Origin of the sequence: Microbacterium resistens (assembly GCF_021172025.1) — a bacterium.
Classification (GTDB): Bacteria; Actinomycetota; Actinomycetes; order Actinomycetales; family Microbacteriaceae; genus Microbacterium; species Microbacterium resistens.
The window spans coordinates 1,459,248-1,473,353 of the sequence record NZ_CP082781.1; the positions used below are offsets into that span (position 1 = coordinate 1,459,248).

Annotated in this window: 10 protein-coding genes; 3 read left to right on the forward strand and 7 right to left on the reverse strand. The window is 70.8% G+C overall.

Going from position 1 to position 14,106, the window contains the following annotated elements:
- Nucleotides 1–12: 12 nt before the first annotated feature.
- The 5 genes from K8F61_RS07120 to nusA form a co-directional block, all read right to left on the reverse strand.
- Nucleotides 13–2,151: a helix-turn-helix domain-containing protein gene (locus K8F61_RS07120; RefSeq protein ID WP_231821165.1), complete on the reverse strand. Its 2,139-nt coding sequence runs from the start codon at nucleotides 2,149–2,151 to the stop codon at nucleotides 13–15.
- A 250-nt stretch (nucleotides 2,152–2,401) separates the two neighbouring features.
- Nucleotides 2,402–2,833 carry a 30S ribosome-binding factor RbfA gene (gene rbfA, locus K8F61_RS07125; RefSeq protein WP_067247622.1) on the reverse strand — a complete coding sequence of 144 codons (432 nt, stop codon included), beginning with the start codon at nucleotides 2,831–2,833 and terminating at the stop codon, nucleotides 2,402–2,404.
- 122 nt (nucleotides 2,834–2,955) lie between these two features.
- Entirely contained in the window at nucleotides 2,956–5,709 is a 2,754-nt protein-coding gene (gene infB / locus K8F61_RS07130) for a translation initiation factor IF-2 (protein WP_231821166.1), read from the reverse strand.
- Nucleotides 5,710–5,768: 59 nt separating this feature from the next.
- Nucleotides 5,769–6,014, reverse strand: coding sequence for a YlxR family protein (locus K8F61_RS07135; protein WP_231821167.1), 246 nt, complete (start codon nucleotides 6,012–6,014; stop codon nucleotides 5,769–5,771).
- A gap of 96 nt (nucleotides 6,015–6,110) precedes the next feature.
- Nucleotides 6,111–7,100, reverse strand: coding sequence for a transcription termination factor NusA (gene nusA / locus K8F61_RS07140; RefSeq protein ID WP_067247186.1), 990 nt, complete (start codon nucleotides 7,098–7,100; stop codon nucleotides 6,111–6,113).
- A gap of 120 nt (nucleotides 7,101–7,220) precedes the next feature.
- On the opposite strand from nusA, the gene K8F61_RS07145 reads away from it, so the two are divergent.
- Nucleotides 7,221–8,687: an alanine/glycine:cation symporter family protein gene (locus tag K8F61_RS07145; protein WP_231821168.1), complete on the forward strand. Its 1,467-nt coding sequence runs from the start codon at nucleotides 7,221–7,223 to the stop codon at nucleotides 8,685–8,687.
- A gap of 43 nt (nucleotides 8,688–8,730) precedes the next feature.
- A complete protein-coding gene (locus K8F61_RS07150) occupies nucleotides 8,731–9,810 on the forward strand; it encodes a DNA polymerase IV (RefSeq protein ID WP_231821169.1) in 1,080 nt (359 codons plus the stop codon).
- Between the two features lie 55 nt (nucleotides 9,811–9,865).
- Here the strand turns inward: K8F61_RS07150 and K8F61_RS07155 are convergent, their stop codons facing one another.
- Both K8F61_RS07155 and K8F61_RS07160 read right to left on the reverse strand, forming a co-directional pair.
- Nucleotides 9,866–10,894, reverse strand: coding sequence for an LOG family protein (locus K8F61_RS07155; RefSeq protein WP_219084632.1), 1,029 nt, complete (start codon nucleotides 10,892–10,894; stop codon nucleotides 9,866–9,868).
- A gap of 154 nt (nucleotides 10,895–11,048) precedes the next feature.
- Nucleotides 11,049–12,809: a proline--tRNA ligase gene (locus K8F61_RS07160; protein ID WP_231821170.1), complete on the reverse strand. Its 1,761-nt coding sequence runs from the start codon at nucleotides 12,807–12,809 to the stop codon at nucleotides 11,049–11,051.
- A gap of 323 nt (nucleotides 12,810–13,132) precedes the next feature.
- On the opposite strand from K8F61_RS07160, the gene K8F61_RS07165 reads away from it, so the two are divergent.
- Complete coding sequence (locus tag K8F61_RS07165; protein ID WP_231821171.1) at nucleotides 13,133–14,065, forward strand: hypothetical protein; 933 nt, start codon at nucleotides 13,133–13,135, stop codon at nucleotides 14,063–14,065.
- Nucleotides 14,066–14,106 lie beyond the last annotated feature (41 nt).

Consider the following 14,106-nt stretch of genomic DNA (forward strand, 5'->3'; position numbering starts at 1 on the left):
CGCGCGCGGCGCTCAGCCGTGCTGATTCGTCCGGTGCGCCAGCGCGGTGAGCTCGGACCGGGAGCGCACGCCGAACTTGGCGAACAAGCGTCCGATATGGACCTCCACCGTCCGCACCGACAGGCCCAGCGACGCGGCGATCTGGCGGTTCGTCGATCCCTCGGCCACCCGCATCGCCACCTCCAGCTCACGCTCGGTCAGCAGAGGCTCCCAGACGGTGCGACAGGTCCCGAGCGGATCCACCGGCGCGAGATCGATGCCGGAGCCCTCAGGGAGGCGCCGCGGAGCGGGTTCCTCCGCACCCAGGCGTGCGAGCCGCGCCGTGACCGACGCCGCCCAGGCGTCTGCGCCGGCCTCGGCGAACAGAGTGCGGGCGGCACGGAGGTGCCGCAGACCGGCCGAGCGCTCCCCGCGCGCGGCGTTCGCGGCTCCGAGAAGAGCCTCCATCCGTCCGCGTTCGAACGGTGAGCGGACGCGGCGACCGGCATCGGCGGCGGCCGCGTAATCGACGGCTGATCCGCCGTCGACGAGCGTGCGGACGACCGCACGCAGGTGCCGCGCATGCGCCGCGTCCGGAGGCTCGACCGCGGCGTCGACGGTGAGCGGCCCGACCTCGTCCAGCCCGGGGACCGCCAGGCAGGGAGAGGACGCCCCGCGCTCCGACCAGAGCCGGAGGTGAGTGGCCGCCTCGTCGCTGCGACCGGCGAGGTAGGCGGCGACGCCGCGCTCGACCAGACCGTCCGGGCCGGTTCCCGGGGCGAGGCCGGCTGCAAGCGCCTGCGAGAGCGGTCCTGTCCGGCCGTCGACGGCGAGCTCGAGCCGTCGCAGCAGCGTCACGCCGAGGCCGGCGAAGGGGATCTCGACCGGCAGGACCCCGCAGGAAGCGCGCAACAGCTCGGCGGCCGTCCGCACCTCCCCGCGCCAGAAACGCAGCAGTGCCACGGCGACGATCCGGTACGCCTCGGCGACAGGGCTCCGCTCGAGGCCGTCCCAGAGCGCGTCTGCACGCGGCCGTGGATTGCCCGGTGCGAGCAGGAACAGTCCCCCCTCGGAATCCCCCGCGAGAGCCCGGTACAGGGCAGCGCGAAGCGTGTCCGCAGACGGCGCCTCCTCGTCCCGCTCGCGCTCGTAGAGGGCGCACCACGCCGCGGCTGCGTCTCTGATCGTCCCGCCGACGATCGCCAGCGCCGTCGGGTCCCTGGTGAGCGCGAGCAACCGTCGAGACCGCGCTCGTTCGCCACGCTCCGCGCTCAGCGCGGCGCCCACCGCCGCGGCCCGGCTCCACGTGCGCCACCGCTCGGCGCCGTCTTCCGCGGGTCGGTACTCCGCCAGCTCGATCTCCGGCACGGCTCCGTGCAGGAAGGCCGTCGCGGCGAGGTGCTCAGGCAGAGCGTCCAGGGCGATCGCGGGGTCGTCGAGGAGCGGCGAGAGCCACCGGGACGCCTCCTCGGCCCACCCCGCGGCCAGCGCGGCTCTCCCCGCGAGCAGCCGGCAGGAAGCGACATCGGCGGGCGCCGCGTGTCCCGCCGCCTCCCTGGCGACGAGGAACGCCCACTCCGCATCCCCGTCGGTGAGGGCGTCCGCGGCGAGCGTCAGGAGGTCGGGGACGAGGCGCGGGTCTCCGGTCGCATTCGCGCACGCGCGGTGCCACTGTGCGCGACCGCGCTCGCCGACGGCGGCGTACGCGGCTGCCAACCGGTCATGGGCCGCGAGGCGCTCGGCGTGGTCCGCCGAGCCGAGTACCCACGCCCTCAGGCGCTCGTCGGCGAACGCGAAACGCCCCGCGGAGATGGAGAGGTCTCTGCTCAGGCGACTCCCGAGCACCCGATCCGCGCGGCATCCCCCGGCTCGCAGCAGCACCGAGAGGCGGTCGTCCGCACTGAGCGCGGCCAGGAGGAGCGCGCTCCGCTCCTCGGGGCTCCACGTCTCCCTCGCGAAGGGCTCCGCGAGCGCGGGCGTCAGGGGCAGCGGGTGCGGCAACGGTCGCCGACCGGTCGCCTCCGCATGGGTGAGCCGACCGGCGACCTCCACGAGTGCTCGGTCATCGTCCTGCAGCTGCGCCCGAAGCCGCGCCACCACTCTGGGCACCGCGTGCACCCCGCGCGCGTTCAGGACGGCCAGGATCCGCTCGACGTCGGCGGGACAAGGCACGCCGGTGGCATCTGTCACCGCTGCCCGCACCGCGCGCGGCGAACCCGCAAGACCCGTCCCCATCCGCTCCTCGCTCACGCCGTCGTTTGCGAGCCCATTCTAACAATGCATGCCAGCTGATCGGGCGAACGCCTGTGGAAGAGCAGCGTGGGAACCCGGCCCCTCAGCCCTACACGATGACGGCATGCCAGATGACGGTCAGGAACGACGATGCCGCCCACCCCGAAGGGCGGGCGGCATCGTGATCGACTCAGACGTCGTCGCGGTCGTCGTCCACGCGATACGGATCGGCGTCCCCCGCATGCCGCGCCGAGGACGCGAGCTCCGCCACCTCGGCATCACGCTCACGGGCCTGACGGAGCAGATCCGAGATGTGATCCGCGGACTCCGGCAGAGCATCGGGGATGAACTCCAGCGTCGGCACCAGACGGATGTTGAGCTGGCGGCCGACCTCCTTGCGCAGCAGCCCCGTCGCCGAGGCGAGGGCCGCACCGCTGGCGATCCGCTCCTCCTCGCTGCCGAGGACGGTGTAGAACACCGAGGCGTGCTGAAGATCGCCCGAGACCCGGACGTCCGTGATCGTGACGAATCCCAGACGCGGGTCGCGCAGCCCCTTCTCCAACCGCTCGGCGAGGATCACGCGGATCCGATCCGCGAGTCGTGCCTGTCGTTCTCCGGCCATCGTTCTCTCCTGCCCTGTGCCACCGCGGTCGTCGAGCGAGGAGCAAGGAGCGAGACGAAACACCCTCAGATGACCTGAGAGCGTCTCGTCTCGCTTCGCTCGCCCAACGACCTGCCGTCGGATCAGCCTCGCGGCTTCTCCACCATCTCGGTGGTCTCGATCTCGTCGCCGACCTGGATGTCGTTGTACTTGCCGAGGCCGATACCCGCCTCGAAGTCCGTGCGGACCTCGGTGACGTCGTCCTTGAAGCGGCGCAGCGACTCGATGGCGAGGCCATCGGCGATGACGACACCGTCGCGGATGACGCGCGCCTTGGCGTTGCGCGTGATCGTGCCCGAGCGGACGATGACACCGGCGATGTTCCCGAACTTGGAGGAGCGGAACACCTCGCGGATCTCGGCGACGCCCGACTGGACCTCTTCGAACTCGGGCTTGAGCATGCCCTTCAGCGAGTTCTCGATCTCCTCGATCGCCGAGTAGATCACCGAGTAGAACCGCACGTCCACGCCCTCGCGGGACGCGGCCTCGCGGGCCTTGGTGTCGGGGCGGACGTTGAAGCCCACGATGATCGCGTTGTCGATCGTCGCCAGGTTCACATCCGACTCGGTGATCGCGCCGACGCCGCGGTGGATGATCCGCAGCTGGACCGAATCGTCGACCTCGATCTTGAGGAGCGACTCCTCCAGCGCCTCGACAGCACCGGACACGTCACCCTTGATGATGAGGTTGAGCGTCTCGACCTTGCCCTCCTCGAGAGCACGGGTGAAGTCCTCGAGCGAGATGCGCTTGCGGGCCTTGGCCAGCAGGGCGTTGCGCTCGACGGCCTCCCGCTTCTCCGCGATCTGCCGGGCCATGCGGTCCTCTTCGGTGACGATGAAGATGTCACCGGCACGAGGCACCGAGTTCAGGCCCTGCACCTGGACCGGACGGGACGGAGCGGCCTCCTCGACCGTCTCCCCGTTCTCGTCCAGCATCGCCCGCACGCGGCCGTAGGCCGTGCCCGCGACGATCGCGTCGCCGACGCGCAGCGTTCCGGACTGGATGAGCACCGTGGCCACCGAGCCGCGCCCCTTGTCGAGCTTCGCCTCGATCGCGACACCGCGCGCCGCCTTGTTCGGGTTGGCCGTGAGGTCCAGCCCCGCGTCGGCCGTGAGCAGCACGGCGTCCAGGAGCTCCTGGATGCCGGTGCCCGCGCGCGCGGACACGTCGACGAACATGACGTCGCCGCCGTACTCCTCGGCGACCAGGCCGTACTCGGTGAGCTGCTGGCGCACCTTGGCCGGATTCGCCTCGGGCTTGTCGACCTTGTTGACCGCGACCACGATCGGCACGTCCGCCGCCTGGGCGTGGTTCAGCGCCTCCACCGTCTGCGGCATGATGCCGTCGTCGGCGGCCACCACGAGGATCGCGAGGTCGGTCACCTGCGCACCGCGGGCACGCATGGCGGTGAACGCCTCGTGACCCGGGGTGTCGATGAAGGTGATCGCACGCTCGTTGCCCTCGTGCTCCGTCCACACCTGGTACGCACCGATGTGCTGCGTGATGCCGCCGGCCTCGCCCTCGATGACGTTGGTCTGCCGGATCGCGTCGAGCAGTCGCGTCTTACCGTGGTCGACGTGGCCCATGACGGTGACCACGGGAGGACGGATCTCGAGGTCGTCCTCGCTCTCCGCCTCCAGCTCCGCCTCGAGGTCCAGACCGAAGCCCTCGAGGAGCTCCTTGTCCTCGTCCTCGGGCGAGACCATCTGGATCTTGTAGCCCAGTTCGGCGCCGAGAACCTCGAAGGTGGCCTCGTCCAGCGACTCCGTCGCCGTGGCCATCTCGCCGAGGTTGAAGAGGATCGTGACGAGCGTCCCCGGCTGCACGGTGTACCCGTTCAGCGCCTCGAGCTTGTCCGCGAAGTCCGCGATGGACGCGCCGCGGCGCAGCCGGATCGTCTCGCCGTTGCCCTTGGAGACGTTGACGCCGCCGACGACCGGCGCCGACCGCATCTCGAACTCTTGCCGCTTCGCCCGCCGCGACTTGCGCTGCTTGCTCTTGCCGCCGCCCTTGCCGAACGCGCCGGCGGTACCGCCGCCGGGACCGCGTCCGCGGCCTCCGCCGCCGCCCGGGCGGCCGGCGAAGCCGCCGCCGGGACGCTGGAAGCCGCCGCCGGCACCCGCGCCGGCTCCGGCGCCGCCGGGACGGCCGGGACCGCCGGGGCGCTGCTGGAAGGGCGCGCCGGGACGACCGCCCTGACCGCCGGGACGTCCAGGACGACCGCCGGGACCGGGGCGGGGGCCGCCGATGCGAGGCGAACCGGGACGCGGCGCCTGCGGCCGCGGGATGTTGCCGGGCGTCGGGCGCTGGCCCATGCCCTGCTGGGAGGCGAAAGGATTGTTGCCCGGACGCGGGCCGGCCGGGCGCTGACCCATGCCCTGCTGCGACGCGAACGGGTTGTTGCCCGGGCGCGGCGCGCCCGGCTTGGGAGCCTGGCCGCCAGGCTTCGGAGCCGCGGCCGGACCGGGCTTCGGCCCGGCTGCCTGCTTGTCCGCCGGAGCCTCCGCCGCGGGGGCGGTCGGCGCGGGGGCGGAGGGAGCCGGGGTCTCGGCCTTGGCCGGGCCCGGCTTGGGACCGGGGACCGGGGCCTGGCCCTGGGGGCCGGGCTTGGGCGCGCCGGGCTTCGGCGCCGCGGACGGCTTGGCGTTCGCGGGCGCGGCGGCCCCTGCCGGCTTGTCCGACTCGATGGCCGCCCGCAGCTTGCGCGCGACGGGGGGCTCGATAGTCGAGGACGGGGACTTCACGAACTCGCCGAGCTCCTTGAGCTTGGCGAGTGCGAACTTGCTGTCGACGCCGAGCTCAGCGGCGATCTCGTGCACACGTGGTTTGGCAGCCACAATTCTCCTGTCTGGGTCGGTCCGCCCAGGCAGGGCAGACCACTAGTCGCGGACGGGTCTCATTTCGAGCCGTTCACTTTGTTTCCATAGCCGTTCAGCCGTTTCTCGTTGGTCTGCGTGTTCTCCGCCCAGGGCGGTTCCTGGGCTTCCGGGAAGTCCAGGGCGGGCGACACACGGAGCGCACGGGCGAATGCGCGGCGCCGCTGGGCGGCTTCGACGCATTCGGGAGTCGGATGCACCCAGGCGCCTCGGCCCGGAAGCACGGCGCGAGCGTCGAAGACGAGCGCACCGTCCCGGACGACCACCCTGAGCAGGGAGGCCCGAGACGCACGAGTGCGACAACCGACGCACGTTCGTACGGGATCCATCCTACACCTCGTCGCCTCGCGGATCCGCCGCGGTCACCCCTCGTCGAGGATGCTGTCGGGCTGGATGTCGATCTTCGCGCCCGTGAGCTTGGCGGCCAGCCGCGCGTTCTGCCCCTCCTTGCCGATGGCGAGCGAGAGCTGGTAGTCCGGCACCAGTGCGCGCACGGCCTTGGTGGCGGGGTCCAGGACGAAAGCGCTAGTGACCTTCGCGGGCGAGAGGGCGTTCGCGACGAACGTCGCGAGGTCCGCGTTGTGGTCGACGATGTCGACCTTCTCCCCCGCCAGCTCCTCGGTGACGGCGCGCACACGACGCCCGAGCTCGCCGATACAGGCGCCCTTGGCGTTGATCGCGGGGTCGTTCGCCTTCACCGCGATCTTCGTGCGGTGACCCGCCTCACGGGCGAGGGCGACGATCTCCACGAGCCCCGCGGCGATCTCCGGGACCTCCAGCGCGAAGAGCTTCCGCACGAGCCCCGGGTGCGTGCGGGACACCGTGATGGACGGCCCCTTCGCGCCCTTGGCGACGGACGTGACGTACACGCGCAGCCGCGATCCGTGACGGTACTCCTCGCCCGGGACCTGCTCCTCGGGGGGCAGGATCGCCTCGACCGAACCCAGGTCCACGTGGATCATGCGCGGGTTGGGCCCCTGCTGGATGACGCCCGCGACGATGTCGCCCTCCTTGCCGCGGAACTCGCCGAGGACGGCGTCGTCGGCGATGTCGCGCAGGCGCTGGCTGATCACCTGCTTCGCGGCGAAGGCGGCGATGCGTCCGAAGTCGGCCGGGGTCGCGTCCTCCTCGCCGATCACGGCACCCTCGTCATCGTGCAGCGGGACCAGGACGGCTACGTGCCCGGTCTTCCGGTCCAGCTCGACGCGGGTGCCGGCGGGCAGTTCGCCGTCCGAGGAGTCGTTCTTGGCGTAGGCCGTCAGGATCGCCTGCTCGATGATGGCGATCAGCTCGTCGAAGGGGATCTCCTTCTCGCGCTCGATCGTGCGCAGCAGTCCGAGATCGATGTCCATGGCGGGCCTCCCTATTCAGCTCTCAGCCGCGCGCCCCGCGCACGGCATCCGTACAACGATACCGGACCGGCCGGCCTCGATCCCCGGGGTCCGGCTGCCCTCTCGTGGATACTGGGCGGCATGGATGCGATCAACGAGTGGCTGCTGACGTGGGGCGATCGGTACTGGACCTGGGTCGTGCTGCCGATCGTGGTGGCCCTGGGTCTGTACTTCACCGTCCGCAGCGGCGTCGTGCAGTTCCGGCTCATCCCGGAGATGTTCCGGACCCTCACCAACCGGACGCCGCAGACGGCGGACGGGCGGCCGCAGTCGGTCTCCGCGTTCCAGGCCTTCACGATCTCCGCGGCCTCGCGGGTGGGCGTCGGCAACATCGCCGGCGTGGGGACGGCGATCGCGATCGGCGGCCCGGGCGCGGTGTTCTGGATGTGGCTGATGGCGTTCATCGGCGGCGCATCCAGCTTCATCGAGTCCTCCCTCGCCCAGCTGTACAAGGTGCGCGATCGCGACGGGTTCCGCGGCGGCCCCGCGTACTACATGAGCCACGGCCTCCGCGCCCGCTGGATGGGCGTTGTGTTCGCGGTCGTGCTCATCGTCTGCTTCCCCATCGCGTTCAGCTCCCTGCAGGCGAACACGGTGCAGGCCACCTTGGCCGCGTCGCTGCCCGCCGGATCGGACGGCTGGCTCCCGCTGGTGAGCGGCATCGTGCTGGCCGGCCTCACCGCGCTGGTCGTGTTCGGCGGGGTCCGCCGGATCGCTTCGGTCACCCAGACGCTCGTCCCGCTCATGGCGATCGCCTATCTCCTGCTGGGCCTCGTCGTGGTCGTCATGCACGCCGACCGCATCCCGGCGGTCATCGGCGCGATCTTCGGGCAGGCGTTCGGCCCCAACGAGGTGGTCGGCGCCGCGTTCGGGTACGTCGTGCTGCAGGGCGTGAAGCGGGGCATGTTCTCGAACGAGGCGGGGCTCGGATCCGCTCCGAACGCCGGCGCGACCGCCGCGGTCACCCATCCGGTGAAGCAGGGGCTCGTGCAGACGCTCGGCGTCTACTTCGACACGTTCCTCGTGTGCTCCATCACGGCGTTCATCATCCTCGTCTCCGTCCCGGACCTCGCCCAGGCCGAACGGGGCATCGGGCTGACGCAGGGGGCCCTCGTCGGAACCCTCGGCGAGTGGTCGAACATCGTCCTGAGCGTCATCATCTTCCTGCTGGCCTTCAGCACGATCATCGGCAACTACTACTACGGCGAGTCGAACATCGAGTTCATCACCACCCGACGCGGGACGCTCACCGCGTATCGCCTGGTCGCCGTCGCCGCCGTGTTCCTCGGCGCCCTCGTGTCGGCCGATGTCATCTGGAACTTCGCCGACGGGGCGATGGGTCTCATGGCGCTGGTGAACCTGATCGCCATCCTGCTGCTTTCGGGCATCGCGTTCCGGCTGCTGAAGGACTACACCGCCCAGCGACGGGAGGGACGCGATCCCGTCTTCACCCGGGACCGGCTGCCGGACGTGCGCGGGATCAGCGTGTGGGAGGACGAGGAGACCGTGACCGGTCCCATCTCCGCCCCGGCGCGCACGCGACGCTGATCCGGGGGTGCCGTCCTCGGGCATCGCCGGGCAGACTGGGCTCATGACCGGGACACCGATCCCCTGGGTGCTGCATGTCGATCTCGACCAGTTCATCGCCGCCGTCGAGGTGCTGCGGCGCCCGGAGCTGGCCGGCCTCCCGGTGATCGTCGGCGGGCGCGGGGATCCGGGGGAACGCGCCGTCGTGTCCACCGCGTCGTACGAGGCGCGGGATTTCGGCGTCGGGTCGGGCATGCCCCTGCGGATCGCGGCCCGGAAGGTGCCGGACGCCGTGATCCTTCCCGTGGACGCGCCCGCCTACCTGGCCGCCTCCGACGAGGTCATGGCGGTGCTGCGCGCGCATCCGGGCGCCGTGGTCCAGGTCCTCGGCTGGGACGAGGCCTTCGTCGGGATCCGCACCGCTGACCCCGAGGAGTCCGCGCGGCAGGTGCAGCGCGCGGTGCTCGAGCGCACCTCGCTGCACTGCAGCGTCGGCATCGGCGACACGCTCGTCCGAGCGAAGATCGCGACCGGCTTCGGCAAGCCCCGCGGGGTGTTCCGGCTCACCGCGGAGAACTGGTTCGACATCATGGGCGAGCGGCCCACCCGGGATCTCTGGGGCGTCGGCCCCAAGGTCTCCAAGCGCCTTCTCGGCCTCGGAATCCGTACCGTGGCCGAGCTCGCTTCCGCTGACGAGAAGGCTCTGATCGACGAGTTCGGGCCTCGGATGGGCCCGTGGTACCAGGAACTCGGCCGCGGGGAGGGGGCCTCCGTGGTCGACGACACCCCGTGGGTGGCGCGCGGGCACAGCCGGGAGACCACGTTCCCGAAGGATCTCCTGGACCCGGGCGACATCGCGGAAGCGGCCCGAACGCTGATCGATCAGGTCCTCGCCGACGTCGCCGAGGAGGGGCGTCCTGTCGTCGGGGTCGCACTCAAGGTCCGGTACGCGCCGTTCGTGACCAAGACGTTCACGAAGAGGATCCCGGAGACCTCGGCGCCGGAGGACGTCCGCGCCGCGATCCTGGCGCTGGTCGCACGGATGGAGGAGAACCGACCGGTGCGTCTGCTCGGCGTGCGCGCGGAGATGACGATGCCCGAGGGCGCGCGAGAGGGGCACACGCCGACCCGCGGCGGGTGGTGACCTGCCCTGAGCCACCGCCAGCCCCGCGAGACCCGCGTCGTGCCGCGCGCGTCGCTCAGGGCGCCAGGTCGTCGATCGCGCGGATCAGCTGGTACAGATCGCCCACCGCGCGCTGGCGCAGCCGCAGCACCAGTCGCGGGAGCTCGAGCTGGTCCGCGTCCGTGCGCTCCGGGCCCAATGGGCCGGACCGCTCGATCGCACCGGAGGCGCACATTCCGCCGAAGCGCTCGTTGAGTACGGCGAGCTGCTCGTCGGTGGGCTCCTGCCGGATGCGCAGGACCAGACGATCCCCCACCCAGCGCAGCGAGTCGTAGTTGCGCCAGAAGCCGGTGATCTCCGCCGCGGCGGCGTCGACGGAGTCGGTGATGAGAACCCGGTCCAGGTCATCCGGGGAGATGACGCCCGCGGGGACCAACTGCTCGTCGACGAATCTCCGGAGACCGGACCAGAAGCCGCCGCCGCGCGCATCCAGCAGAGCGATCGGCATGGGCTCCGCCTTGCCGGTCTGCTGCAGGGTGAGCAGCTCGAACATCTCGTCCAGCGTCCCGAACCCGCCGGGCAGACACACGAACCCGCGGGACTCCTTCATGAGCATCAGCTTGCGGGTGAAGAAGTACTTCATCGCCACCACCTGCGACTCCTGCGCGACGATCCCGTTCGCCTTCTCCTCGAACGGGAGCCGGATCGACACGCCGAGGGACTTCTCGGGCCCGGCGCCCTCCGCGGCCGCCTGCATGATGCCCGGGCCGGCGCCGGTGACGACCATCCATCCCTCTGCGGCGAGCGCCGAGGCGACGTCCCGGGCCTGACGGTAGAGCGGGTCGTCCTGCCGGGTCCGGGCGGACCCGAACACGGTCACCTTCGGCACACCGTGGAACGGACGGAAGAGGCGGAAGGCGTCTCGCATCTCGGCGAGCGCCGCCGACGCGATCTTCAGGTCGAGCCGGTCGGTCTCCTCCTGACCGAGCCGCAGAGCGGTCTGCAGCATCCGCGAGACCAGCGTGCGCTCCACGTGCACACCGGCCTCGTCCATGAGCGCATCGATGTCGGCCTGCAGCGTCTCGGGAAGGATCACGTCGGTCATGCTTTCAGCCTGGCACAGCCCGCCGCCGCCTCGCGCACGCCGTCGCCGACGCCCACGCCCCCGCGTTCCGGCACGCGAGAACAGGCGAACGCCCGGGATCAGGCGGATCGCGCCGATCCCTGCCTGTTCCCGGGCGTTCGCCTGATTCGGGGTGTCAGCGCGACGCGGCGAGGCGTCGGACGGCCTCGTCGGCGGGCAGCGCTTCGCGCTCCCCCGTCCGGCGGTCCCAGAGCTCGACCTGGCCGTCGGCCGCGCCGCGGCCGACGATGAGGATGCGCGGCACGCCCACCAGTTCGGCGTCGCCGAACTTGACGCCCGGCGACACCTTCGGGCGGTCGTCGTAGAGCACCTCGAACCCGTCGGACTCGAGCTGCGCGGACAGGCTCTCGGCGAGGGCGAACGCCGCCTCGTCCTTGCCCGTCGCCACGACGTGCACGTCGAACGGGGCGACCGAGGAGGGCCAGATGAGCCCCTTGTCGTCGTTGTTCAGCTCGGCGATGATCGCGAGGATCCGGGTCACGCCGATGCCGTAGGAGCCCATGGTGACCGTGACGAGCTTGCCGTTCTCGTCCAGCACCTTCAGCCCGAGGGCCTCGGCGTACTTCCGCCCGAGCTGGAAGACATGGCCGATCTCCATGCCGCGCGCGAGCGTCACCGGGCCTGAGCCGTCGGGAGCCGGGTCGCCCTCACGGACGTTCGCGATCTCCACGTAGCCGTCAGCGGAGAAATCGCGACCGGCGACGACGCTGTGCGCGTGCTTCTCGTGGATGTTCGCCCCGGTGATCCAGCGGGTCCCATCGGCGACCCTCGGGTCGAGCAGATAGCGGATGCCGGTCGCCGACTCCTCGCCGAGCACGGCACCCGTGGGCGACCAGGGACCGATGTAGCCCTTCACAAGAAGCGGGTGCTTGGCGAAATCGGCGTCGGTCGCGGGCTCGACCTCGGCCGGCGCGAAAGCCACCTCGGCGCGCTTCTCATCCACGTCGCGGTCGCCCGGGACGCCGACGACGACGAGCTCGCGTGAGCCGTCGAGGTGCGTGAGCGCCAGGACGACGTTCTTGAGGGTGTCCGCGGCGGTGACCTCCCCGTCCAGGACACGGTTGCTGTGGGCGACCAGCGTCTCGATCGTCGGGGTGTCCGGCGAGTCGAAGACGGTGGCCTCGGGGGCGTCCTCCCACCCGACCGCCTCGGGCGCCGTCGTCGTGTACGCCTCGACGTTGGCCGCGTAGCCTCCGGCCGAGCGCACGAACGTGTCCTCACCGACGGGCGTCGGGTGCAGGAACTCCTCGCTGCGAGAGCCGCCCATGGCGCCGGCATCGGCCTGCACGATCACGTACTCCAGGCCCAGGCGCTGGAAGATGCGCTCGTACGCGTCGCGTTGAGCCTGGTAGCTGGCGTCAAGCCCCTCGTCGGACGCGTCGAACGAGTACGCGTCCTTCATCGTGAACTCGCGTCCTCGGAGCAGGCCCGCCCGGGGACGCGCCTCGTCGCGGTACTTGTCCTGGATCTGGTAGATCGTCAGAGGCAGGTCCTTGTAGGACGAGTACAGATCCTTCACGAGCTGGGTGAAGGCCTCCTCGTGCGTGGGCGCGAGCAGGTAGTCGCCGCCCTTGCGGTCCTGGAGCCGGAACAGCAGCTCGCCGTACTCGTCCCAGCGGCCGGTCGCCTCGTACGCCTCGCGGGGCATGAGCGCCGGGAAGTGCACCTCCTGCGCCCCCGCCGCGGCCATCTCCTCGCGGATGACCGTCTCGATCCTCGCCTTGACCCGCAGCCCCAACGGCAGCCACGCGAAGATGCCGGCCGCCTGCGGTCGGATGTACCCGGCGCGGATCAGCAGCTTGTGGCTGGCGACCTCGGCGCCGGCCGGGTCTTCGCGGAGCGTGCGGAGGAAGAAGTTCGACAGACGTGTGACCACGCGATCAGTCTAGTGATGCCCGGCGTACCGCTTGTGCGGCCGCGGGCTGCCGGGCTCTGCGTTCGACGTGGTTCGCTGTCGGTGTGACCGAGACGCAGAAGACAAGAGCCGCCACCGTCGATCTCTGGGGTATCGCGGTACAGCTCTCCATCACGCCCCGTGGACAGGACGAATCCACCCGCAGTGCGCTACGGCGCGCCCTCAAGCGACGGCGACGTCTTTGGACGGTGCTGTGCGTCGGACTGGTCGTCACTGTTGCGAGCGCGACAGCCCTCGTCCTCGCTCTGCGGAGCTCAGCCCCGCTCCTTCCTCCGCTCTGCGTGTTGTCCCTGCTCATCGGCCTGCTCCTCACCGTGCCAGCGGGGACCAACCTGATCAGCGCGGGGATGTTCCATCGCCTGAGCAGATTCGGGCGCCGCTTCGATGCCGTGACCTGGTGGGTGTTTCTCCTGCTCGGCTACATTTCGGCAGGCATCTCCCTCACCGCTGCCCTCACGGCGCTCATCCTCGACACAACCTCGACGACCAGCACGGCGGCGAGCAAGTACGTGGCTGTCCTGCTGGGGCTGCTCGCAGTACTCTTCGCCCTCGTCGCCTCGTCCGCGTCCTCACCACTGATCTCGACGACGCCGAAGCCGCGGCTCTACCAGGCCCACGGTGCGCAGCTGCTATGGACCGTCGTTCTCATCGGCCTCGCCGTCAGTGCCGCCCCCTCGGCGCTGTGGCTGATCGAAGGAGTGCCAGATGAATCGCGGTGGGTCATCCTCTCGATCGCCGTCCCCCTCGGCGCGGGATACGTCGCAGCGCTCCTCGCCTGGCACCGGAAGGCGCTGGCGAGGATCGAGTCGGCGCGACAAGAGACCGCCGGGTCCGTCGGTGACGTTCTCGGCGCGCTGAGCACTGAGGAAGGCCGCAGCGATCTCATTCGCACCCTGTACCGGCTCGAAGTCGCACTCCGACCCAGTCCCTACCGATCGCAGTCCCCCGCTGCACCACCCTTGGCGGCCTCCTTCGAGATCTGCGAGATCGTGGGGCTCCTTCTCTGGGCCACCGGCGAACGTGCTTTTCCCGACTCGATCGCTCAGCGACGCCACCACCCCGAGTCGATCGCGAAGCCGTTCCGCGCCGTGGATCCCGAAGAGCCAGACCGCGTGCTCGCCGCCGCGCCCGCGTTCCTGAGAAGAGTCTCCGCCCGGTTGTTCCTCGGTGTCGAGGGGCCGGCCTCCTCTGAGCTCGCTTCCACATCTGTCGACTGATCAGCCCATCACACCGCCGTGACGGGACCGACGCCGCGGCG